This window comes from Micromonospora sp. NPDC048169 (assembly GCF_040652815.1).
Lineage (GTDB): Bacteria > Actinomycetota > Actinomycetes > Mycobacteriales > Micromonosporaceae > Micromonospora.
On the sequence record NZ_JBEZMS010000007.1, the window covers coordinates 18,293 to 40,314 of the forward strand.

Here is a 22,022-nt window from a genome sequence, read left to right on the forward strand (position 1 = left end):
CACCGAGGATGACGGTACCGTGCGAGACATGCAGAACCCGTTGACCCCCGAGGTCCTGGCCGATCCGGTGGCGCTGACCCGCGCCCTGGTCGACATCGAGTCGGTATCCCTCAACGAGAAGGCGATCGCCGACTGCGTCGAGGAGGTGCTGCGCGGTGTGCCGCACCTGACCACCTACCGGCACTCGAACACCGTCATGGCCCGTACCGACCTCGGGCGGGCGCAGCGCGTGGTGCTCGCGGGCCACCTGGACACCGTCCCGCTCAACGGCAACTTCCCCTCCACCATGCGCGGCGACCTGATGTACGGCTGCGGCACGTCCGACATGAAGTCCGGGGTGGCCTTCGCCCTGCACCTGGCGGTCACGCTGCCCGACCCGCGCTACGACGTCACGTACTTCTTCTACGAGGCCGAGGAGATCGAGTCGAAGTACAACGGCCTCACCCTGGTCGCGCAGAGCCACCCCGAGTGGCTGGAGGCCGACTTCGCGGTGCTGCTGGAGCCGACGTACGGGATCGTCGAGGCGGGCTGCCAGGGCACCATGCGGGCGGTGGTCACCACGCACGGCGAGCGGGCCCACGCGGCGCGCTCCTGGCACGGGGTGAACGCCATCCACGGCGCGAGCGAGGTGCTGCGGCGGCTGACCACGTACGAGGCCCGCCGGGTGACCATCGAGGGCTGCGACTACCGCGAGGGCCTCAACGCGGTACGGATCACCGGCGGGGTGGCCGGCAACGTCATCCCCGACCGCTGCGACATCGAGATCAACTACCGGTACGCCCCGGACCGCGACCCGGCCGGCGCCGAGGCGCACCTGCGCGAGGTCTTCGCCGGCTTCGAGCTGACGGTCACCGACGCGGCGGCCGGCGCGCCGCCCGGGCTGGACAGCGCTGCGGCGCAGGAGTTCCTGGCGGCGGTCGGCGCCGCGCCGATCGGCAAGCTGGGCTGGACGGACGTGGCGCGCTTCGCGGCCATGGGCATCCCGGCGCTGAACTTCGGCCCCGGCGACCCGAACCTCGCGCACCACAAGGACGAGCACGTCGAACTGACCAAGATCCGGGACGGCGCGGCGACGCTGCACCGCTGGCTGGCCCCGGCCTGACGCGCTGCGACCCCGGGGCCCGCTCCCACCGTGCGGGCCCCCGGGATCGTCAGACGGTCGTCGTCAGGGGTGCGTCCGCCTCGCCTGTCTCGCCGGTCAGGTCGGACCGGTGGGTCTCCATCATCCGGGCGCGGCGGCGCTCGGCCACCACGTCGCGGATCCGCCGCTGCATCTGACGGCGGATCCGGATCATCTCGCTGTTACTGATCAACGCTGGCTCCTCCCCCGAAGGCGCGTCGCCCGGGGTATACCGGGTATGTGAATAGTAAGACGTCCGTGCGACCGAATTAGTTGCCCGGATCCCAAAGATTTCTCCGGCTACCGGGCCTGCGCGCCGCGCCGGTGCCGCTCTACTACGGTGGCTCCATGGGCGAGAGCAGGGAAATGCCGGCCGAGCACGGCCAGCGGGGGGAGCAGCACCGGGCGGAACGGCACCGCGGCGCGGTCACGCTGCGCAACCGGGCGATTCCGACGAGTACGGCCGACCAGCGGCTCCTCGACTCCCGGGGCCGCAGCGACTGGAAGACCAAGGACGCCTGGCGCGCGCTGCGGATCCTCTCCGAGTTCGTCGAGGGCTTCGACACCCTCGCCGACCTGCCCCCGGCGGTGAGCGTCTTCGGTTCCGCCCGCAGCAAGCCGGACAGCCCGGAGTGCCGGATGGCCGAGGAACTGGGCGGCGCCCTGGCCCGGGCCGGCTACGCGGTGATCACCGGCGGTGGTCCCGGTGTGATGGAGGCCGCCAACCGGGGCGCCGGTGAGGCCGGCGGTCTCTCCGTCGGGCTCGGCATCGAGCTGCCGTTCGAACAGGGCCTCAACGACTGGGTCGACCTGGCCATCGACTTCCGCTACTTCTTCGCCCGCAAGACCATGTTCGTCAAGTACGCCCAGGCGTTCGTGGTGCTGCCCGGCGGCTTCGGCACGCTGGACGAGCTGTTCGAGGCGCTCACCCTGGTGCAGACCGGCAAGGTGACCCGCTTCCCGGTCGTGCTGATGGGCACCGACTACTGGCGGGGCCTGCTCGACTGGCTGCGCGCAACCATGGCCGCCGAGGGCAAGATCGGCCCGGCCGACCTCGACCTGATCCGGCTCACCGACGACGTCAACGAGGCGGTCCGGCACATCGTGGAGGCCGAGGCCGTGCTCTCCGCCGAACAGGAGGCCGTCCGCGAGGAGGCGGTCGCCCGGGCGGCCGCCGACCAGCGCGCCGCCGCCGAGGCCGCCCCCGAGGGCCCGGCGGGACGGAGCTGACCCGTGGCCAACGTCTGTGTCTTCTGCGCGTCCTCCCGTACCCTCGACGCCCGCTGGCTGGCACTCGCCACCGAGACCGGCGCGGAACTGGCCCGGCGCGGGCACACGCTGGTCAGCGGCGGCGGCTGCGTCGGCATGATGGGTGCCGTGGTGCAGGGCGCCCGGGCGGCCGGCGGCCGCACCGTCGGCGTCATCCCGCAGTCCCTGGTCGACCTGGAGGTCGCCGACCTGGACTCGGACGAACTGCTGGTCACCGACAGCCTGGCCAGCCGCAAGACGCTGATGGACGAGAAGTCCGACGCGTTCGTCGCGCTGCCCGGCGGCCTCGGCACGCTCGACGAGCTGTTCGAGGTCTGGACCACCGCCACCCTGGCCCTGCACGCCAAGCCGATGGTGATCGTCGACGTGGACGGCTTCTACCGGCCGCTGCTCGACTGGATCCGCGGGCTCGGCGAGCAGCAGTTCCTCAAGCCGGCCGCGCTGGACCTGCTGATGGTCGCCGACAGCGTCCCCGCCGCCCTCGACCTCGTCGACGCCCGCCTGACTTAACCCTCGCGTTCGCCGCCCCGCCCCGCGCCGCGCGCGGCCCCGCCGGGAGATCTTGGTAGCAGCAAATGGCCCCTATGGGGGCACTTTCCTACCAAGATCTACGGCAATCTCGGGAAGCGGACAGCTTTTCTCGGATTCTGGATGAGGGGCCGGCTCGCGTAGGCGCGGCGCCGCCTCGGCATCCGACGCCTCCGTGCCCGTCGAGCGGGAACCAGCAGGTGCCGTAGTCGCGTCACGCGGATGAGCTGCGGCGCGCGGGGTGGGCGTCGGTTTCCGGGTGTCGTACCGGCGTGGTGGGATGTCGGTGATGCAGGCGTACCGGTTGGTGCGCCGGCCCGGCGGCGCGGAGGCGGGGGTCACCCACGACGCCGGGGCGGGGCAGGGGGTGGGTCGGCCCGGCGGGCCGGCCGATGCGGAGCCGCGATCCGGGGGGTCGGCGGGCGATGCCGCGCACCCGGAGACCATCCCGTCGCCCGCAGCCGCCGACGCCACGACTCCCGCGACACACGAGGAGACCCAGGAGGCCGGAGCCGGGCAGGGCCTGAGCGGTGTGCGCCGGGCCGACCCGGTGCAGGCCGAGGTGGTCGCGCACACGGCCGGGCCGATGCTCGTCGTGGGCGGTCCCGGCACCGGCAAGACGACGACGCTCGTCGAGGCGGTGGCCGCCCGGGTGGCCGAGGGCGTCGACCCGGAGCGGATCCTCGTGCTCACCTTCGGCCGGCGCGGAGCCACCGAGCTGCGCCGCCGGATCGAGGCGCGGATCGCCGGGGGCGGACACCGCGTGATCCGTGAGCCGCTGGTGCGCACGTTCCCGGCGTACGCGTTCGGGCTGCTGCGCCGGGCGGCGGCCGAACGCGGTGAGCCCTCGCCCCGGCTGCTCACCGGCCCCGAGCAGGATCTGATCATCCGGGAACTGCTCGACGTGGTGGGTGAGGAACCCGGCGACGACCCGGTCGGCTGGCCGGAGGACATGCGTCCCGCGCTGCGTACCCGGGCGTTCGCCCAGCAGCTCCGCGACCTGCTGATGCGTGCCGCGGAGCGCGGCGTCGGCCCGGTCGAGCTGGCCCGGCTGGGCGAGAGGCTGGGCCGCGCCGACTGGCCGGCCGCCGCGCGCTTCCTGCGGGAGTACGTCGCCGTGCTCGCCCTGCGTGACGTGAGCAACAGGGGTTCGGTGGCGTACGACCCGGCGGAGCTGGTGCGCGCCGCCACCGGCATGCTGCTCGACGATCCCGAGCTGCTCGCCGCCGAGCGCCGCCGCCTGTCCCACGTGTACGTCGACGAGCTGGCCGACACCGACCCGGCCCAGCTCGACCTGCTCGCCGTGGTGGCCGGAGGCGGGCGGGCACTGGTCGCGTTCGCCGACCCGGACTCGTCCACGTACGCGTTCCGCGGCGCCGACCCGGCGGGCGTCACCACGTTCCCGCACCGCTTCCGCACCGCCTCCGGCGCGCCGGCCGCCCAGGTCACGCTCACCACCTCGTACCGGGCCGGGCCGGAACTGCTCGCCGCCACCGCCCGGCTGGCCCGGCGGCTGCGCGGCCCGGCGGCGCACCGGCGGCTGCGTCCGCTGCCCGGCGCTCCGGCCGGGACGGTGGAGGTGCGGACGTTCCGGTCCGCCACCAGCGAGTCGGCGTGGCTGGCCCACGCGTTGCGCGAGGCGCACCTGCTCGACGGCGTGCCCTGGTCCCGGATGGCGGTGCTGGTCCGCTCCACCGGCCGGCAGCTGCCCTCGTTGCGGCGTGCCCTGCACACGGCCGGCGTGCCGACCGTCGTGCACGGCGAGGACCTGCCGCTGCACCTCCAGCCGGCGGTGGCTCCGCTGCTGCTCCTGCTGCGCTGCGCGCTCGAACCCGACCGGCTGGACGAGGAGGCGGCTGTCGCGTTGCTGCACTCGCCGCTGGGCGGGGCCGACCCGCTGGCCGAGCGGCGGCTGCGCCAGGGGTTGCGGGCGCTGGCGCTGGCCGGCGGTGACCGCCGCCCCTCCGGCGAGCTGCTGGTGGAGGCGCTGCGGGACCCGGCCGAGATGGCCGCCATCGAACGTCGCTGGGCCGCGCCCGCGCAGGCGGTGGCGCACCTGCTCGCGACCGCCCGGGAGACGGCCGGGAGGCCCGGCGCCACTGTCGAGGACGTGCTCTGGGCGGTGTGGCGGGAGAGCGGGCTGGCCGAACGCTGGGCCGGGGTCATCACCAGGGGGCGGGCGGCCTCCGGCGAGCAGGAGACCGCCCAACGCTGGCGGGCCGAGGCCGCCGACCGGGACCTGGACGCGGTGCTCGTGCTCTTCGACGCGGCGGCCCGATTCACCGACCGGTTGCCCGGGGCGCGTACCGAGGTGTTCCTCGACCACGTCCTCGGGCAGGAGCTGCCCGCCGACACGCTCGCCGCCGCCGCCGACCGGGGCGACGCGGTACGCCTGCTGACCGCGCACGCCGCCAAGGGCCTGGAGTGGGATTTGGTCGCGGTCGCCGGGGTGCAGGAGGGCGTCTGGCCGGACCTGCGCCTGCGCGGCAGCCTGCTCGGCTCGGAGCGGCTCGTCGACGTGCTCGCCGGCCGTGCCGACGGCGCCGGGCTGCGGGCCAGCCTGGTCGGGCAGACCTCAGCGCTGCTGGACGAGGAGCGGCGGCTGTTCCATGTCGCTGTCAGCCGGGCGCGGCGGCGGCTAGTGGTGACCGCCGTCGCGTCCGCCGCGGTCGGCGGCGACGACCACGAGGAGCAGCCGAGCCGTTTCCTGTACGAACTGGCCGCCGCCGATCCGCCCGCCACCGGCGGAACCGGCCCGGCCCCGACCGGCCCGGCCCCGACCGGCCCGAACCCGGACGGCCCGGCCCCGACCGGCCCGAGTCCGCAGCAGGCCGCGCCGGATGGTCCGGCCCGGAACCGGCCAGCTCCGACCGGCCAGGCCGCGCGCGGACGAGCCGCCGACGGGCCGGTGCCGCACGGGGACGAGCACCCGCAGGACGGGCCGCCCGCCGCGCTCCCGGTCACCCTGCCGCCGCGCGGGCTCACCCTGTCCGCGCTGGTGGCGGAGCTGCGTACCGCGGTCACCGACCCGGCGACGCCGATCAGCCGGCGGCACGCGGCGGCGGGTGAGCTGGCGCGGCTGGCCGCCGCCGGGGTGCCCGGCGCGCACCCGGACGACTGGTGGGGGTTGCGCGGCCTGTCCGACGACCGGCCGCTCGTCGACGAGGGCGAGCCGGTGCGGGTCACCCCGTCGGCGATGGAGAGCGCGCTGCGGTGCAGCCTGCGGTGGCTGCTGGAACGGCACGGCGGCAGCGGGCCGGCGAGCGCCGCGCAGGGCGTCGGCAACCTGGTGCACGCCGCCGCCATGCTCGCGGAGGACGCGAGCGTCGACCGGGAGGCGTTGCTGGAGTACGTGGCCGCGCGGTTCGACGCGATCGAGCTGGCCGCCCGGTGGATGGCCGGGCCGGAGCGGCAGCGCGCCGAGGCGATGGTGGACAAGCTGCTGCGCTGGCTGGCCGGCAACCCGCGACGGCTGCTCGCGATCGAGCACGAGTTCGCGGTCCGCCTCGACGACCCGTCCCGTCCGATCGAGCTGACCGGCCGGGTCGACCGGCTGGAGGTCGACGCGGAGGGGCGGCTCGTGGTGATCGACCTGAAGACCGGCAAGTCGACGGCGGTCACCGAGCGGGAGGTGGCCGAGCATCCGCAGCTCGGTGCGTACCAGGCGGCGGTGGAGGCGGGCGGGTTCGCCGAGTTCGGCGAGGAGCCGGGCGGGGCCGCGCTGGTGCAGCTCGGCACCGGCGCGCGGGACGCCAAGGAGCAGACCCAGGCGGCGGCCGGGGAGGGCCCGGAGGCCGGTTGGGCCACCGCGCTGGTGCGCCGTACCGCGGACACGATGGCCGCCTCGACGTTCGCCGCCGTGGTCAACTCCAAGTGCCGGGTCTGCCCGGTCCGCACCAGCTGCCCGGTCTCCGGCCAGGGCCGCCAGGTGGTCGAGCCACCACCGGAGGGCTCGTGAGCGCGAGGAGTGAGCCGGTCTTGCGAGCCCCGCAGTCGCGAACAGGGACCGCACCGTGAGCGTTCAGCCGGCGCTGTTCGGCGCCTCCGCCACGCCCGCGCCGCGTACCGCCGACGCCGGGCCCCGCTACACGCCGGTCGAGCTGGCCCGGCTGCTGCGGCTGCCCGCGCCCACCCGGGAGCAGGCCGCGATCATCGCCGCGCCGGTGGAGCCACTGCTTGTGGTCGCGGGCGCCGGCTCGGGCAAGACCGAGACGATGGCCGCGCGGGTGGTGTGGCTGGTCGCCAACTCCTACGTACGTCCCGAGCACATCCTCGGCCTCACCTTCACCCGCAAGGCGGCGGGCGAGCTGGCGCACCGGGTCCGGACCCGCCTCGACCAGCTCATCCGGCGGCTCGGCCGGCAGGGGCGGGACCCGCACGACGACCCACTGGCGGGCGAGCCGACGGTGTCGACGTACCACTCGTACGCCGGGCGGATCGTCACCGAGCACGGGCTGCGCGCCGGGTACGAGCCGACCACCCGGCTGCTCACCGAGGCGTCCCGCTGGCAGCTGGTCGACCTGCTGGTGCGCAACTACGACGGCGACATGTCCGAGGTGGACCGGATGCCGTCGACCATCACCGACGCCGTGCTGGCGCTCGCCGGTGAGCTGGACGAGCACCTGGTCGACCCGGACGAGCTGGCCGCCTGGACCGGCCGGTTCTTCGCCGACGTGCAGTCCCGGCCCGGCCGGGTCTACGCCGACGTGCGCAAGGCGCTCCAGCTCCAGCGGACCCGTCTGAAGCTGCTGCCGCTGGTGCGCTCTTACGCCCGGCGCAAGGACGACTTCGAGGCGATGGACTTCGCCGATCAGCTCGCCCGCGCGGCCCGGGTGGCCCGCGACCATCCCGGCGTCGGTGTGATCGAGCGGGACCGGTTCCGGGTGGTGCTGCTCGACGAGTACCAGGACACCAGCCACGCCCAGGTGGTGCTGCTCAACGCGCTGTTCGGTGGTGGCCACCCGGTCACCGCCGTAGGCGACCCGTGCCAGTCCATCTACGGCTGGCGCGGTGCCAGCGCGGGCACGCTCGACCGGTTCCCGGCCGAGTTCGCCCGCACCGACGGCAGCCCCGCCGACGTGCTCAGCCTCACCACGAGCTGGCGCAACCGGCCGGAGATCCTCGGCGTGGCGAACACGCTCTCGGTGCCGCTGCGGGCGGCCGGCGCGCGGGTGCCGGAACTGCACGCCGCGCTCAGCGTCCGCGATCCGATCCCGCACCGCACCCCCGGCGGGCAGGCCGGCGGCACCGTGCACTGCGCGCTGCTGGAGACGTACGCCGACGAGGCCGACTGGATCGCGGACAGCGTGCTGGCGGCCTGGCGGGGGGCGGCCGGGATGTCGGGTGCGCTGCCCGAGCACATCCCCGCCGACCGGCGGCCGACCACTGCGGTGCTGGTGCGGCTGCGCAGCCAGATCCCGGCGATCGAGGCGGCGTTGCGCGCCCGCGGGCTGCCTGTCGACGTGGTCGGCCTGGGTGGGCTGCTGGACACCCCCGAGGTACGGGACGTGGTGTGCACGCTGCGCGTGCTCGCCGACCCGACCGACGGGGCGGCGCTGCTGCGGCTGCTGACCGGCGCGCGCTGGCGGATCGGCCCGCGTGACCTGGTCGCCCTGCACCGCCGGGCCCGTGCGATCGCCCGCAGCCGCCGGGAGCTGACCGGCGACGAGGGCCCGGAGATCACCGTGGACGCGCTGGACGAGGCCACGCTCGTCGAGGCGCTGGCCGACCTGGGGCCGGCGCAGGCGTACTCGGCCGAGGGCTACGCGCGGCTGCGCTCGTACGGGATGGAGCTGGCGCTGCTGCGCTACCGGCTGGACCAGTCGCTGCCGGAGCTGATCGCGGACATCGAGCGGACCATCGGGCTCGACGTCGAGGTGGCGGTCCGGGCCGGCCGGGACGGCGCGGGCGACGCCGGGCTCGCCCGCGCCCACCTGGACGCGCTGGGCGACGTGGCGGCCCGGTTCAGCGGCGAGACCCCCGGCGCCACGCTCGCCGGTTTCCTCGCCTACCTGGCCGCCGCCGAGGACGAGGAGCGCGGGCTGGCGCCGGGCGAGGTCGAGGTGGTGGCCGGCGCGGTGCAGGTGCTCACCGCGCACGCCGCGAAGGGCCTGGAGTGGGACGTGGTGGCGGTGGCCGGGATGACCCGGGGCGGCTGGCCGGGGCCGGTCCGTAACTCCGATCACTGGCTGGGCGGGCTGGGCGTGCTGCCGTTCCCGCTGCGCGGCGACGCGGACGGGCTGCCCGAGCTGGCCCTGCCCGAGGCGGAGGACCAGCGCGGCGTGGCCCGGGCGCTCACCGAGTTCACCGACGCCTGGCGGGCGCACGACGAGCGGGAGGAGCGCCGCCTGGCGTACGTGGCGGTGACCCGCCCCCGCCGGCTGCTGCTCTGCTCCGGCTACTGGTGGGGGGAGGGGACCAAGCGGTTCCGCGGCCCGTCGGTGTTCCTGCGTGAGGTGCACGACGCCTGCCTGGCCGAACCGAACGGGCACGTGGTGGACGCGTGGACGCCCGAGCCGGCCGGGGACGCGGTGAACCCGACCACCGAGACCGTGCTGCGGGCCGAGTGGCCGGCCGACCCGCTCGGCGCCCGCCGGCCCGCGCTGACCGAGGCGGCGGCGCTGATCCGCCGTTACCTGGCCGACCCGGAGGCGGCCCGCCGCGAGGCGGCAGTGCTCGCGCCGGCCGGGGTGGACGCCGAGGTGGTCCGCTGGCGGCGGGAGGCCGATCTGCTGCTCGCCGAGCGGGCGGAGCTGGCCCGGCAGGCCGAGGCGGTCGAGGTCGAACTACCCGGCCAGCTCTCGGTGACCCAGCTCGTGGCGTTGCGCCGCGACCCGGAGGCGCTGGCCAGGACGCTGCGCCGCCCGATGCCGACCGAGCCCAACCCGTACGCCCGGCGCGGCACCGCGTTCCACGCCTGGCTGGAGCAGCGCTTCGGCGCGGACCGGCTGCTCGACGTGGACGAGCTGCCCGGCGCGGCGGACGAGGACGCGGCGCCGGACGAGGCGCTTGTCGAGTTGCAGGAGCGCTTCCTGGCCAGCGAGTGGGCCGACCGGGTGCCGGTGGAGGTGGAGGTGCCGTTCGCCACTGTCATCGCCGGAGTGGTGGTGCGGGGCCGGATGGACGCCGTGTTCGCCCGCCCGGGCGGGCGCTATGACGTGGTCGACTGGAAGACCGGGCGGCAGCCGTCCGGCCGGGAGGCCGACGCGGCGGCGGTGCAGCTGGCTGTCTACCGGCTGGCCTGGGCGGAGCTGGCCGGGGTGCCGGTGGACCGGGTGGGCGCGGCGTTCCACTACGTGCGGGACTCCGCCACCGTCCGCCCGGCCGACCTGCTCGACGCGGAGGGACTGGCCGGTCTGGTGGCCGCCGTGCCGGAAATCCCGGGGGATCTCCCGCAGCGCACGAATCCGTGATACGTTGTCTGGGTTGCAGTTTTGGTTTCCAGAGACTCTGTGTGCGCCTGGCGGATTGTGGCCCCAGGCGCTCTTTGTTGTGTCCGGAGTTCTCCGGGCGGGGCGACCAGCAGCGACAGGCACGCCGCGTATTCCACGCGCGGGGTGCTCCTCTCCGGCCCGCAACACGTGCGGGCCGACCGTTCCGTCAAGGAGACGAAACACATGGCAATTGGCACCGTCAAGTGGTTCAACGCTGACAAGGGCTTTGGCTTCATCACCCCGGACGACGGCGGCGCCGACGTCTTCGCCCACTTCTCGGCGATCCAGACCTCCGGCTACCGGAGCCTGGACGAGAACCAGCGGGTCGAGTTCGAGGTGACCCAGGGCCAGAAGGGCCCGCAGGCGGAGAACATCCGCCCGCTCTGATCTTCGGATCAACCGGCACCACCACCGCGCCCGGTCGGGCGCGGTGCACGGGCCGGCCCGCCTCTGCCGGGCCGGCCCGTCCCTTCGGTTCGTGCTTGTGACCACCGGTGACGCCGGTGACGCGCCGCAACCCGGCGCCCTTCCTCGACACGTGCCGCCTCGAGGAAGGCTTTCCGCATGACCACGACCCTGCCCACGTTCGCCGCCACCGGTCTGGCTCCGGCGCTCATCTCCGAGCTGGCCGCGCAGGGCATCTCCGCGCCGTTCCCGATCCAGACGGCCACGATCCCGGACTCGCTGGCCGGCCGGGACGTGCTCGGCCGGGGGCGTACCGGCTCCGGCAAGACGCTCGCGTTCGGGCTGCCGCTGCTGCACCGTACGGCCGGCCGCCGGGCCCGAGCGGGCCGCCCGCTCGCGCTGGTGCTCGTACCCACCCGTGAACTGGCCGCGCAGGTCACCGACGCGCTCGCCCCGTACGCCGCCGTGCTCGGCCTGCGCTGCGCCACTGTGGTCGGCGGGCTCTCGCTGGGCCGGCAGGCCGCCGCGCTGCGCGCCGGCGCCGAGGTGCTGGTCGCCACGCCGGGCCGGCTGCACGACCTGATCGACAGGGGCGACGCCCGGCTGGACCAGGTGGCCATCACCGTGCTGGACGAGGCGGACCAGATGGCCGACATGGGCTTCCTGCCGCAGGTGACGAAGTTGCTGGAGCAGGTCGCGCCGGGCGGCCAGCGGATGCTCTTCTCCGCAACCCTGGACGGGGGCGTGGACCGGCTGGTCCGCCGGTTCCTGACCGACCCGGTGACGCACTCCGTCGACCCGGGCACCGCCACCGTCACCGCGATGACGCACCACGTGCTGCACCTGGAGGCGGAGGACAAGCCGGCCGCGCTGGCGCACATCGCCGCCCGCGAGGGCCGCACGATCGTGTTCATCGCCACCAAGCACCGCGCCGACCGGGTGGCCCGCCAGTTGCTCGCCAAGGGCGTACGCGCGGCGGCGCTGCACGGCGGCAAGTCGCAGCCGCAGCGCACCCGCATCCTGGAGCAGTTCCGCACCGGCCAGGTCACCGCGCTGGTGGCGACCGACGTGGCGGCCCGTGGCATCCACGTCGACGGGCTGGACCTGGTCGTCAACGCCGACCCGCCCACCGAGGCCAAGGACTACCTGCACCGGGGCGGCCGGACCGCGCGGGCCGGCGAGTCGGGCACCGTGGTGACGCTCGTCCTGCCGGACCAGCGCCGCGACGTGGCCCGGCTGATGAGCACCGCGGGCATCAACCCCAAGACCACGCGGGTACGCGCCGGCGACGGCGAGCTGAGCCGGCTCACCGGCGCCCGGGAGCCGTCCGGCGTGCCGGTGACCATCACCGCGCCCGCCGCCGCGCACCCCGCCCCGGGAACCCGTCCTCGCCGGCGCCCGCGCCGCCGCTGACCGCGGCCCGCGCGTGACCGGCTCGTCTCCGGTCGGGCGGAGCGTTCGCTCCTGAGTCGGGAATCAGTCGATGTTCGGTCGGCTGCCCGACTGTGCGACCGGACCCCGGGCGGTGATGCTGCTGCGCGGGGGACCGGTCGGGGGGTCGGCCGGACGCGGAGGGAGCGGTTCATGGCGGGGGAAGCCGGATCGGGCGGAGCGCGGGAAGTGGTGCTGGTGCTCGCGGTGGCGGGGGCCGGCCTGGCGCTCGCCGCGGTGGCCGCGTTCGGGCCGTGGCAGCCGTCCGACGGCGGCTCGCCGGATCGCGGCGCCGCCCGCAGCTTCACCCCCGGGATGAGCGCCCCGCACACTCAGTAGACGCCCCGAAAAGGGGCGATGCCGGAACGGCCGGCCGCCTACGATGCGGCGGTGGACCCGTCGGTGACCGTTCGCGAGGCCCGGGCCGAGGACGCCGCCCGGATGGCACGCGTGCATGTCCGGTGCTGGCAGGAGACGTACCGCGGGCTCATGCCGGACACGGTGCTCGACGACCCGGACCTGCCGGCCTTTCGGGAGCGGTTCTGGACCGCCGCGTTGACCGACGAGCGCTATCGGGAGAACCGGGCGGCGGTGGCCGAGCGGGGAGGCGAACTGGTCGGGATCGCGATGTCGGGCCCGCCGCTCGATGCCGAGGCGGCGTGGGCGCGCCAGCTGTACGTCCTCTACGTGCACGCGGCCGATCACGGCACCGGCGCCGGGCCGGCGTTGTTGCGGGCCGTCCTCGACCCGGCGGAGCCGGCGGCGCTGTGGGTCGCCGATCCCAACCCTCGTGCCCAGGCGTTCTACCGCCGGCACGGCTTCGAAGCCGACGGTACGACGCAGGTCCAGGACGGCGTATGCGAGATCCGCATGGTCCGCGACGGGCAGGTACGGCCGCCGACGTCGTGACCGGACGCGCGTCAGGGTGCCGTGGCCCGGTCGCTCAGCAGGTCGGCGAGCGTGGTCCGGTCCACGACCAGCGCGATCGCCCCGTCCACCGCCAGCCACACGTCCCGCAGGCCGGTGGCCACGCCGTGGTAGCCGGCCCGGTCGGCGGGGATGCCCCGGACGCTCGTGATCGCACCGCCGACCGCGCGCAGCACGTCACCGACGCTGATCTCGGCCGGCGGGCGGGTCAGGGCGTACCCGCCCTCGGTGCCGCGGTGGCTGTGCAGCAGGCCGGCCCGCCGCAGGTCGAGCAGGATCCCCTGAAGGAAGCTGAGCGGGATGTCCTGGCTCTCGGCCAGGCTCGCCGCCTTGACCAGCTCGCCGCCGCCGGCCGCCGGGTCGCCGGTGGAACCGGCGGCGTCGGCGACGGCGAGCATGGCCCGGAGCGCGTAGTCGGCGCGCGCGGAGATGTACACGGCGTCAGTTGCCGGCCTGGTCCAGCACGCCCCAGCGGCGGCGGATCGCCTTGTCGGCGGCACCGAACGCGGTGTCCACGAGCAGGCCCACCACCAGGATGACGATCATGATGGCCATCAGGCGCGGTGCCTCGCTCAGTTCGCGTGCGTAGGTGAGCTGGGCGCCGATCGAGGTGCGGGTGGCGATGACGACCAGCAGCTCACCTGCCATCAGGCTGCGCCACGCGAACGCCCAGCCCTGCTTGAGCCCGGCCACGATGGCTGGTAGCGCGGCCGGCGCGATCACGTACCGGTAGAGGTTGAGCCCCCGGGCGCCGAGGTTGCGGCCGGCGCGGACCAGCAGCGGCGGCACGTAGTCCACGCCGTGGATGACGCCGTTGGCGACCGACGGCGCGGCGCCGAGCACCACCACGAAGAAGATCGCCTGCTCGCTGAGCTGGAACAGCAGGATGGCCAGCGGGAACCAGGCGATCGACGGCATGGTCTGCAACGCGGTGATCATCGAGCCGAGCGCGGCCCGGAGCACCTTGACCCGGGCCACGCCCAGGCCGAGCAGCAGGCCGACCGCGACAGCGGCGGCGAACCCGACCGCCGCGCGCCGGGCGGTGGTCGCCAGGCCCTCCCACAGCGCGGAGCTGAGCAGGTAGTCCCCGAGGTCGCCGAAGACCACCGCCGGGCCGGGCAGTGCCCACGGCTCCTTCCACCCGGACCAGACCACCGCCTGCCAGATGGCGACGGCCAGCGCGAGCGCGGCGAACTTGGGCCAGGTGGCCGACCACAGGCGGCGTACCCGGGACGGTCCCTTCTCCCGGCCGGCGATCTCCAGCGCGTCGAGGCCGGAGATCTCCGCGTCGGTACGCGCCGACCCGGCGAGGGTGTCACTGGCCATGCCGGCCCACCTCCTTGCGCAGCCGGTCGGTGACCTCGGCGGCGATGGCCGAGACCTCCGGCGAGTCGATCCGCCGGGGGCGCGGCACGGCGACCTCGGTGGAGTAGATGATCCGGCCGGGCCGGCTGGAGAGCAGCACGATGCGGTCGGCGAGCCGGGCCGCCTCGCGGACGTTGTGCGTGACGAACAGGACGGTGAGCTCGCGCTCGGTCCAGATCCGCTCCAGCTCGTCGTGCAGGATGTCGCGGGTCATCGCGTCCAGCGCGCCGAACGGCTCGTCCATCAGCAGCACCGGGGTCTCCAGCGCGAGCGTGCGGGCCAGCGCGACCCGCTGCCGCATGCCGCCGGAGAGCTGGTGCGGCCGCTTGCGGCCGAACTCGGACAGGTGGACCGTGCGCAGCAGCTCGGCCACCCGTTCCTTGCGCTGGTCGCGGGGGAGCCCGCGCAGCTTCAACGGCACCTCGACGTTGCCCTCGACGGTCAGCCAGGGGAACAGCGCCGGCTCCTGGAACATCAGGCCCGGGTTGACGCCCTCGCCCAGTTCGATCGCGCCGCCGCTGGCCCGGTCCAGCCCGGCGACGAGGTTGAGCAACGTGCTCTTGCCGCAGCCGGACGCGCCGACCATGCAGACGAACTCGCCCGGCGCGATGTCCAGCGACAGCCCGTCCAGCGCCAGGACCGCCTGCTCGCCCTGGCCGTACACCTTCGTCACGCCGCGCAGCGCGACCGAGCCGGTCGCGCTGCGCGGGGTCGTGTCCGTCGACGTCACGGCTGGCTGACCTCGGCCTTGCCCTGCGCCTTGAGTACCTCGTTGAGGTACTTCAGGTCGTAGAGGCCGTTGAGGTCGACCGGCTGGGTCAGCCCGACCGCGACGGCGTGGTCCAGGCCGGCCTTCAGCGAGGCCGGGATCGGGTCGTTCGTGAATTCCAGCGTCGGCCAGGCCTGCTTGATCAGCTTGAGGTCCAGCGGCTTGCCGGTGATCTTGCCGATGTGGTCGGAGATGGCCTGCTGCGCCTCGTCCGGCTTGGTGTTGACGAACTCGTTCGCCGCGACCTGGCCCTCGACCAGCTTCTTCACCACGTCCGGGTGCGCCTTGAGGAACTTGGTGCTGACCAGCAGGTTGGTGATGACGAACTTCTTGTCCGGCCAGAGGTCACGCTCGTCGACGAGCACCTTGCCGCCGGCGTTGACCAGCCGGGAGACGAACGGCTCGGGCACCCACGCGCCGTCGATGGCGCCGCTGCCGAAGGTCTCGATCGTCTGCGCGTTCTCCTGCGGGACGATCTTGACGTCGCCGCCGCCCTCCTTGGTGGTCTCCAGGCCCTTCTCCTTGAGCCAGTAGCGCAGCGCCACGTCCTGGGTGTTGCCGAGCTGCGGGGTGGCGATCTTCTTGCCGCGCAGCTGCTCCACCGATGTGATGCCGGGCTTGACCACGAGCGCGACGCCACCCGACGCGGCACCGGAGATGACGCGGACCGCCTCGCCCTTGGACTTGGAGAAGGCGTTCACCGTCGGGTTCGGGCCGATGTACGTGGCGTCGAGCGCGCCGGAGAAGACGGCCTCGATGGCGGCCGGGCCCGCGTTGAACGTCTTGGTGTCCAGCTCGACGTCGCTGCCGAGCTTCTCCTTGAAGATCCCCTTCTCCACGCCGACCACTGCCGGTGCGTGCGTGATGTTGGGGAAGTAACCCAGGCGCAGCGTCACCGGGCCGGATCCGGCGCCGGCGTCGCTGTCCTCGCCGCAGGCGGCGGTGGTGCCGAGCGTGGCCGCGCCGAGGGCGGCCAGGGCCGCCACGGTGGCCAGGCGGCGCAGGGGAAGCCGTCTCATCGAATGTCCAATCCGCAGTATTCCTATTTAGTTGGTAGGAAGACTGGGGCAGCTCTCGGGCGGCGTCAAGCCCCGTTTCCCGGCCGGGCCCCGCGACCTGGGATTTCCCGATAATTCCCACCTGTTCGGTGGAGAAGGCGTGGCCGGTCGGCCAGCCGCCGGCACCGCCGTACGGTGGGCCACGGCACACCGGCGGTGGAGCCGGTACCGAGGCGCTAGTGTCGATCTCGTGCCGACGCGGAGAGCGAAGATCCCAGCGACGAAGTACCCGGTCGAACGGTTCACCCTCGACAACGGCCTGCGCGTGGTGCTCACGCCGGACCGCAGCGCCCCGGTCATCGGGGTGGCGGTGGTCTACGACGTCGGCATCCGCTCCGAGCCCGAGGGACGCACCGGGTTCGCCCACCTCTTCGAGCACCTGATGTTCCAGGGCTCGGAGAACCTGGAGAAGCTGGCCCACTTCCGGCACGTCCAGGGCGCGGGCGGGACGTTCAACGGCTCCACCCACCTGGACTACACCGACTACTTCGAGACGCTGCCGGCGAACGCCCTGGAACGGGCGCTGTTCCTGGAGGCCGACCGGATGCGCGGCCCCCGGCTGACCGAGGAGAACCTGCGCAACCAGGTCGACGTGGTCAAGGAGGAGATCCGGGTCAACGTGCTGAACCGGCCGTACGGCGGGTTCCCCTGGCTGACGCTGCCCCCGGTGATGTTCGACACCTTCCCCAACGCGCACGACGGCTACGGCTCCTTCGTTGACCTGGAGTCGGCGACAGTGGCCGACGCCGCCGACTTCTTCCGCCGCTACTACGCCAGCGGCAACGCCGTACTCGCGGTCAGCGGCGACATCGACGTGGCCGAGGCGACCAAGCTGATCGAGCGGCACTTCGGGGACGTGCCGGCCCGGCCCGCCCCGCGGCGGCCCGACTTCGCCGAGCCCGACCTGACCACCGAGCGGCGCAGCACGTACACCGACGCGCTGGCCCCGCTCCCGGCGGTGGCCGGCGCGTGGCGGGTGCCCGACCCGGTCAGCGACTTCGCCGGTTATCTGCCGTACGTGGTGCTGGCCGAGGTGCTCACCGACGGCGACGCCTCCCGGCTGGTCGAGCGGCTGGTGCAGCGCGACCGGTCGGTGACCAGCCTCGGCGGGTACCTCGGCTTCATGGGCGACCCGTTCGACGTCCGCGACCCCACCGCGCTGTTGCTCCAGGCGCACCTGCCGCCCGGCGGCGACGTGGACAAGGTGCTGCGCACCATGGACGAGGAACTGGACCGGCTGGCGACCGACGGGCTGACCGAGGGCGAGCTGGCGCGTACCCAGGCCCGGATGGCCACCCACCTGCTGCGCGACACCGACGCGGTGCTCGGCCGGGCGTTGCGGATGGCGGTGCTGGAACAGCAACGCGGCGAACCCGGCCTGCTCAACGACCTGCCCCGGCTGGTCGGCGAGGTGACCGAGGAGCAGGTCCGCGCCGCAGCCGCCACCCTGCGGCCCGAGCGCCGCGCGTCCGTCGAGGTCGTCGCCGGAGGTTCCCGATGAGTACGCCGACCACCACCGTCCGGCCGCTGCCGGCGCTGGGCCCCAACCGCCGTCTCAAGGTGCCCAAGCAGGCCGAGCGCACGCTCCGCAACGGCCTCACCGTGATCGCGGTACGCCGCTCCTCCGTACCGCTGGCCGAGCTGCGACTGTGGATGCCGTTCGGGCGTACCCACCTGGCCCGTGGCGCGATGCTGGCGCAGACCATGCTCTCCGGCACCGAGGCGCACAGCGCCACCGAGCTGGCCGCCGAGTTGCAGAAGGTCGGCGGCGGGCTGACCGCCGGCCTCGACCCGGACCGGCTGATGCTCTCCGGCGCGGGCCTGGTCACCGGGCTGGACCGGATGCTGGAGCTGCTGGCCGAGGTGCTCACCGGCGCCACCTACCCGGCCGACTGGGTGGAGACCGAACGGGACCGGCTGGTCGACCGCATCCAGGTCGCCCAGAGCCAGCCGTCCCACCTGGCCCGCACCGCGCTGCTCAAGCGGGTGTACGGGCGGCACCCGTACGCGGTGCAGACGCCCGACCCGGACCAGGTCCGGGCGGTCCGCCCGGCCGCGTTGCGCCGGCTGCACGCCGAGCGGGTGCATCCGGCCGGCGGGGTGCTTGTGCTCGTCGGCGACGTGGCGCCGGAGCGGGCGCTGGACGCGGCCGAGAAGGCGCTCGCCGGGTGGCGCGGTGACGGCCACGTCGCCGAGCTGCCGCCCGCGCCGCCGCTGGAACCCGGGCCACTGCTGCTCGTCGACCGGCCCGGCTCGGTGCAGTCCTCGGTACGCCTCGCGCTCCCGGCGGTGCCCCGTACCCACCCGGACCACGCCGCGTTGCAGCTCGCCAACCTGATCTTCGGCGGCTATTTCTCCTCTCGCTGGGTGGAGAACATCCGCGAGGACAAGGGCTACACGTACGGGCCGCACTCGCTGGTGGAGCACTCGGTGGCCGGTTCGCTGCTCGTCGCCGGCGCCGAGGTGGCCACCGAGGTGACAGCGGCGGCGCTGGTGGAGACGACCTACGAGCTGGGCCGCCTGGCCACGGTGCCGCCGAAGCCCGACGAGCTGGAGCAGGCCCGCCAGTACGCGCTCGGCACGCTCCAGCTCGGCATGTCCACCCAGGCCGGTCTCGCGTCGCTGACCAGCGCGTACGCCGGCAACGGGCTGCGGCTGGACTTCCTCGCCGAGTACGCCGCCCGGCTGGCCGCCGCGACTGTGGACGACGTGGCCGAGGTGGCGTCCCGCTACCTGGCGCCGGCGCGCGCGGTCACCGTCGTGCTCGGCGACGCGGCGCGGGTGGCCGGCTCGCTCGCCGCGCTGACACCGGTGCGTACGGAATCGGCATGAGCGGCGAATCCGCGCCGCCGCTGGCCCGGTCGACGCTCGACCGGGCCGCGCACCGGCGTGCCGACCCGGCCTGGCTCACCGAGGCGTGGGAGCGGGCCCGGGTGCTGGTGCTCGACTCCGCAGCCGAGGGGCGGGCGCTGGTCCGGGGCGCGGCGGTTCCGCCGGAGCTGGTCCTGGTGGCTCCCGGTGAGCTGCCCGAGGTGCCCCGGTCGGTGCCGATGTTCCTCGGTGTCGAGCCGGACGGCGTGCCGGTCTTCGCCGTGGACGGGCCGCTGCCGGCGCTGCCGGACACCCGTCCGGCTCACCTGCGCGAGGTCGGCCATCTGATGACCGACCGGGACGCGGGCCTGTTCACCACCGCGCTGGCGCTGCTCAACTGGCACCTGCGGCACGGCTACTCGTCGACCACCGGCAAACCGACCCGCGCCGACGAGGCCGGCTGGTCGCGGATCGACCCGGGCGGCGACCGGGTCTGGCCGCGTACCGACCCGGCCATGATCGTGCTGGTGCACGACGGGGTGGACGGCCCGGACGGCCGCTGCCTGCTCGGCAACAACGCGGCCTGGCCGCGCACCCCGGGCATGCGCCGCTACTCCTGCCTGGCCGGATACGTCGAGCCCGGCGAGTCGGCCGAGGCCGCCGTGCTGCGCGAGGTGCGCGAGGAGGTCGGCGTCCCGGTCGACGAGATCGCGTACGTGGGCAGCCAGTCCTGGCCGTTCCCCGGCTCGCTGATGCTCGGCTTCCTGGCCCGCGCCGACGCGGACGCGCCGATCCGGGTCGACCTGGCCGAGATCGCGCACGCGCGCTGGTTCACCCGCCGGGAGATCGGCGCGGCGCTCGCGGACGAGCCGGTGCCGGTGGGCGGGGGAGACCGGCTGGTGCTGCCGCCGCCGTCGTCGATCGCGTTGTTCCTGGTGCACCGCTGGCTCGACGGGCACTGCTGACCACCCGGCCGGCCGGACGCGGCCCCGACCCGGGTCGCCGTTGCCGCGACGGCCACGGGTCGGGAACACGTGCCGTCGCGGCCGGATGTGGCGGGATGACGGCGGGGGAGGCCGGTCCGGCCGCGACGGACGTCAGCGTCCGGTCATCCACCGTCCCAGCGGTACGGGTGCCCGGCTGCGGGCTCCTCGATCGGCAGCACCTTGACCCGGTGCCGGCCGGTGCGTACCGCCCCGACGGCGGACAGCGCTCGGGCGAGCAGGAGGGCGGCGTCCCGATCCTCGGCGTGGACGACCTGGCGGCGGGGTTCCGGCGTGCTCTTCTCGTCCCGCAGCCGGCGACCGCCGGCCCAGGCGGCGGCGATGTCGGCGTCGGCGGCGGTACGGATCTCGGTGCGGACGATCAGGAACCGCATGGTGTCCCCCGGACAATCGGCGGTTACACGCTGGAACTTCCACGTCACTCCCGCGTCATGTTACGCCGATGTGTCCGCCCGGCAAGGGGAACGCGCCACCTCGACCGATCGGGGGATCCCAGGTCAGTGCCGTTGTCGAGGGCGGACAGGTGAGGGGGCCGCCGGTTCGCGCCGACGGCCCCCGTGGTTCGCCGGATCAGTCCAGATCGAACTGACCGCTCTTGGTGCCGGCGAGGAAGCCGAGCCAGCCGGTCCGGTCGAACAGCAGGACCGGCCCGTTCGGGTCCTTGCTGTCCCGCAGCGCCACAGTCGCCGGCCCGGGGTCGAGCGGCGCGACCTCCACGCAGTTGGAGGTCTGGCTACGGGTGCTCTTGCGCCAGGCGGCACCGGCGAGCCGTGCCGAGAGGGCGGTCGTGCTGGTGTGGATCTCGTTCATGGTGCTTGCTCCTGATGAGGTGCTCCGATGGGGACGAGCGACACCCGCGCGCGGGCGGCGTCCCGGTCGGATCACCGCTCCGTGGTGAGGCGTCCCGAGTCCCGGCGACGTTGGGTCGGCGCCGTTGCCGGCCCGTACGCCACCGTGGACTCGACTGCCGTGCCGGTCAGCCGTCCCGTCGCCTCGATCAACCAGGAGAGGGTGTCCGATGCGGAGAGCGCCGACGAGCATAGCCACTCGAACACCACTTTATAGCGATTTAGAGTGTTTATCTCGGTCGACATGACGTCGGTGAACCCACCTTCGATGGCGAGCGTCTCCGGATCGAGGGGATCGGCGAACCGGTAGACCGAGAACGCGGTCGGCGGAAGGTACCAGTCACCGACCCGGGTGTCCCGTAGCAGCAGGCGCAGCGTCACGTTCGGCAGCAGCGCCATCTCGCACAGGTGGACGAGCTGCTCGTGCAGCACCTCCGGCGGCCCGGCCCGGCGGCCGAGCGCGGCCTCCTCCAGCACCGCCGTGTAGCGGGGCACGTCCGGGGAGCGGGTCAGCAGCGACTGGCGGGCCTGCCGGGCGCGTACCTCGGTCTCGGGATCCTCGCTCTCCGGGTCGCCGGCCTCGGCGGCCACCTGCGCGGCGGAGATGATCCGGTGCCGGGCGTACCCGGGCGTCTGCAACAGCCCCGGCACCAGCACCGGGTTGTACTCGGAGATCTCCGCGCAACCGCCCTCCAGCTCGGCGAAGGCGCGCTGCTGCTGGGTCATCACCGGGAAGTTGCGCAGCCAGCCGCGCATGTCGCCGGCCTCGTGGGTGATCCCGGTCAGCTCGGCGCGCTGCTCCTCGTCGGCGCCGTAGAGCGTCAGCAACGCGTCCACGTCGTCCGGGTCGGGACGACTGCGGCCGTTCTCCAGACGGGACAGCTTGGATGCGGAGGCCCAGCCGATCCGCTCGATGACCTGGTCACCGGTCAGACCGGCCTGTTCGCGGAGCCGGCGCAGCTCGGTGCCGAGCCGGCGACGGCGCAGAATCGGGCCTGGTACGGCAGGAGGCACGGCGTCCTCTTTCCCGTCGACCGTCGCTTGACGCGACGGT

The 22,022-nt window shown here is 74.2% G+C and carries 20 protein-coding genes; 12 read left to right on the forward strand and 8 right to left on the reverse strand.

All coding sequences use genetic code 11. The features are described from left to right. Positions 1-28 precede the first annotated feature (28 nt). Complete coding sequence (gene dapE / locus AB0D28_RS08545; protein ID WP_357383613.1) at positions 29-1,102, forward strand: succinyl-diaminopimelate desuccinylase; 1,074 nt, start codon at positions 29-31, stop codon at positions 1,100-1,102. A 49-nt stretch (positions 1,103-1,151) separates the two neighbouring features. Here dapE and AB0D28_RS08550 read toward each other — a convergent pair whose 3' ends face one another. Further along, positions 1,152-1,313 carry a hypothetical protein gene (locus tag AB0D28_RS08550; protein ID WP_181726661.1) on the reverse strand — a complete coding sequence of 54 codons (162 nt, stop codon included), beginning with the start codon at positions 1,311-1,313 and terminating at the stop codon, positions 1,152-1,154. Positions 1,314-1,486: 173 nt separating this feature from the next. Between AB0D28_RS08550 and AB0D28_RS08555 the strand changes: the two genes are divergently transcribed. From AB0D28_RS08555 to AB0D28_RS08590, 8 genes are all read left to right on the forward strand, one after another. After that, complete coding sequence (locus tag AB0D28_RS08555) at positions 1,487-2,350, forward strand: TIGR00730 family Rossman fold protein (protein WP_357383917.1); 864 nt, start codon at positions 1,487-1,489, stop codon at positions 2,348-2,350. Between the two features lie 3 nt (positions 2,351-2,353). Next, positions 2,354-2,899 carry a TIGR00730 family Rossman fold protein gene (locus AB0D28_RS08560; protein WP_281579811.1) on the forward strand — a complete coding sequence of 182 codons (546 nt, stop codon included), beginning with the start codon at positions 2,354-2,356 and terminating at the stop codon, positions 2,897-2,899. A gap of 307 nt (positions 2,900-3,206) precedes the next feature. Beyond that, complete coding sequence (locus tag AB0D28_RS08565) at positions 3,207-6,875, forward strand: PD-(D/E)XK nuclease family protein (protein WP_357383919.1); 3,669 nt, start codon at positions 3,207-3,209, stop codon at positions 6,873-6,875. A 55-nt stretch (positions 6,876-6,930) separates the two neighbouring features. Beyond that, complete coding sequence (locus AB0D28_RS08570; protein ID WP_357383616.1) at positions 6,931-10,329, forward strand: UvrD-helicase domain-containing protein; 3,399 nt, start codon at positions 6,931-6,933, stop codon at positions 10,327-10,329. 204 nt (positions 10,330-10,533) lie between these two features. Continuing rightward, entirely contained in the window at positions 10,534-10,737 is a 204-nt protein-coding gene (locus AB0D28_RS08575; RefSeq protein ID WP_013288421.1) for a cold-shock protein, read from the forward strand. 177 nt (positions 10,738-10,914) lie between these two features. Then, positions 10,915-12,168 (forward strand): DEAD/DEAH box helicase, encoded by a 1,254-nt coding sequence (locus AB0D28_RS08580; protein ID WP_357383618.1) that lies wholly within the window; start codon positions 10,915-10,917, stop codon positions 12,166-12,168. Positions 12,169-12,339: 171 nt separating this feature from the next. After that, entirely contained in the window at positions 12,340-12,525 is a 186-nt protein-coding gene (locus AB0D28_RS08585; RefSeq protein WP_357383621.1) for a hypothetical protein, read from the forward strand. A gap of 51 nt (positions 12,526-12,576) precedes the next feature. Further along, the gene (locus AB0D28_RS08590) at positions 12,577-13,095 is read left to right on the forward strand and encodes a GNAT family N-acetyltransferase (RefSeq protein ID WP_357383623.1); all 519 of its coding nucleotides are present in this window, start codon (positions 12,577-12,579) and stop codon (positions 13,093-13,095) included. A gap of 11 nt (positions 13,096-13,106) precedes the next feature. Here AB0D28_RS08590 and AB0D28_RS08595 read toward each other — a convergent pair whose 3' ends face one another. Genes AB0D28_RS08595 through AB0D28_RS08610 form a run of 4 tightly spaced genes read right to left on the reverse strand, consistent with a single transcriptional unit; the run spans position 13,107 to position 16,266 of the window. Then, the gene (locus tag AB0D28_RS08595; RefSeq protein ID WP_357383625.1) at positions 13,107-13,550 is read right to left on the reverse strand and encodes an Rrf2 family transcriptional regulator; all 444 of its coding nucleotides are present in this window, start codon (positions 13,548-13,550) and stop codon (positions 13,107-13,109) included. 4 nt (positions 13,551-13,554) lie between these two features. Next, entirely contained in the window at positions 13,555-14,439 is an 885-nt protein-coding gene (locus AB0D28_RS08600) for an ABC transporter permease (protein WP_262013976.1), read from the reverse strand. Next, positions 14,429-15,208 (reverse strand): ABC transporter ATP-binding protein, encoded by a 780-nt coding sequence (locus AB0D28_RS08605; RefSeq protein ID WP_357383627.1) that lies wholly within the window; start codon positions 15,206-15,208, stop codon positions 14,429-14,431. The genes AB0D28_RS08600 and AB0D28_RS08605 overlap by 11 nt, the downstream gene beginning before the upstream one ends. After that, positions 15,205-16,266, reverse strand: a complete 1,062-nt coding sequence (locus tag AB0D28_RS08610; protein ID WP_357383629.1) for an ABC transporter substrate-binding protein — start codon at positions 16,264-16,266, stop codon at positions 15,205-15,207. Before AB0D28_RS08610 ends, AB0D28_RS08605 begins: the two co-directional genes overlap by 4 nt. Before the next feature lie 229 nt (positions 16,267-16,495). On the opposite strand from AB0D28_RS08610, the gene AB0D28_RS08615 reads away from it, so the two are divergent. From AB0D28_RS08615 to nudC, 3 genes are read left to right on the forward strand one after another with little or no spacing between them, the layout of a single operon-like run. After that, positions 16,496-17,806 (forward strand): pitrilysin family protein, encoded by a 1,311-nt coding sequence (locus AB0D28_RS08615; RefSeq protein WP_357383631.1) that lies wholly within the window; start codon positions 16,496-16,498, stop codon positions 17,804-17,806. Continuing rightward, complete coding sequence (locus AB0D28_RS08620; RefSeq protein ID WP_357383633.1) at positions 17,803-19,137, forward strand: pitrilysin family protein; 1,335 nt, start codon at positions 17,803-17,805, stop codon at positions 19,135-19,137. Before AB0D28_RS08615 ends, AB0D28_RS08620 begins: the two co-directional genes overlap by 4 nt. Then, positions 19,134-20,081 carry an NAD(+) diphosphatase gene (gene nudC / locus AB0D28_RS08625; RefSeq protein WP_357383635.1) on the forward strand — a complete coding sequence of 316 codons (948 nt, stop codon included), beginning with the start codon at positions 19,134-19,136 and terminating at the stop codon, positions 20,079-20,081. The genes AB0D28_RS08620 and nudC overlap by 4 nt, the downstream gene beginning before the upstream one ends. Before the next feature lie 143 nt (positions 20,082-20,224). On the opposite strand, the gene AB0D28_RS08630 is transcribed toward nudC, so the two are convergent. The 3 genes from AB0D28_RS08630 to AB0D28_RS08640 all read right to left on the reverse strand — a co-directional run bounded on the left by AB0D28_RS08630 (position 20,225) and on the right by AB0D28_RS08640 (position 21,982). Then, on the reverse strand, positions 20,225-20,494 hold the full coding sequence (locus tag AB0D28_RS08630) for a hypothetical protein (protein WP_357383637.1): 270 nt from the start codon (positions 20,492-20,494) through the stop codon (positions 20,225-20,227). Positions 20,495-20,690: 196 nt separating this feature from the next. Then, positions 20,691-20,930, reverse strand: a complete 240-nt coding sequence (locus tag AB0D28_RS08635) for a DUF397 domain-containing protein (protein WP_357383639.1) — start codon at positions 20,928-20,930, stop codon at positions 20,691-20,693. Between the two features lie 71 nt (positions 20,931-21,001). Next, on the reverse strand, positions 21,002-21,982 hold the full coding sequence (locus AB0D28_RS08640) for a helix-turn-helix transcriptional regulator (protein WP_357383641.1): 981 nt from the start codon (positions 21,980-21,982) through the stop codon (positions 21,002-21,004). Positions 21,983-22,022: the final 40 nt, after the last annotated feature.

What these genes read in the sequence shown, in the direction of transcription:
- dapE (WP_357383613.1), top strand. Translation starts at nt 29, where the DNA reads ATGCAGAACCCGTTGACCCCCGAGGTCCTGGCCGATCCGGTGGCGCTG.
- AB0D28_RS08555 (WP_357383917.1), top strand. Translation starts at nt 1,487, where the DNA reads ATGCCGGCCGAGCACGGCCAGCGGGGGGAGCAGCACCGGGCGGAACGG.
- AB0D28_RS08565 (WP_357383919.1), top strand. Translation starts at nt 3,207, where the DNA reads ATGCAGGCGTACCGGTTGGTGCGCCGGCCCGGCGGCGCGGAGGCGGGG.
- AB0D28_RS08575 (WP_013288421.1), top strand. Translation starts at nt 10,534, where the DNA reads ATGGCAATTGGCACCGTCAAGTGGTTCAACGCTGACAAGGGCTTTGGC.
- AB0D28_RS08580 (WP_357383618.1), top strand. Translation starts at nt 10,915, where the DNA reads ATGACCACGACCCTGCCCACGTTCGCCGCCACCGGTCTGGCTCCGGCG.
- AB0D28_RS08585 (WP_357383621.1), top strand. Translation starts at nt 12,340, where the DNA reads ATGGCGGGGGAAGCCGGATCGGGCGGAGCGCGGGAAGTGGTGCTGGTG.
- AB0D28_RS08600 (WP_262013976.1), bottom strand. Translation starts at nt 14,439, where the DNA reads ATGGCCAGTGACACCCTCGCCGGGTCGGCGCGTACCGACGCGGAGATC.
- AB0D28_RS08610 (WP_357383629.1), bottom strand. Translation starts at nt 16,266, where the DNA reads ATGAGACGGCTTCCCCTGCGCCGCCTGGCCACCGTGGCGGCCCTGGCC.
- AB0D28_RS08620 (WP_357383633.1), top strand. Translation starts at nt 17,803, where the DNA reads ATGAGTACGCCGACCACCACCGTCCGGCCGCTGCCGGCGCTGGGCCCC.
- nudC (WP_357383635.1), top strand. Translation starts at nt 19,134, where the DNA reads ATGAGCGGCGAATCCGCGCCGCCGCTGGCCCGGTCGACGCTCGACCGG.
- AB0D28_RS08630 (WP_357383637.1), bottom strand. Translation starts at nt 20,494, where the DNA reads ATGCGGTTCCTGATCGTCCGCACCGAGATCCGTACCGCCGCCGACGCC.
- AB0D28_RS08635 (WP_357383639.1), bottom strand. Translation starts at nt 20,930, where the DNA reads ATGAACGAGATCCACACCAGCACGACCGCCCTCTCGGCACGGCTCGCC.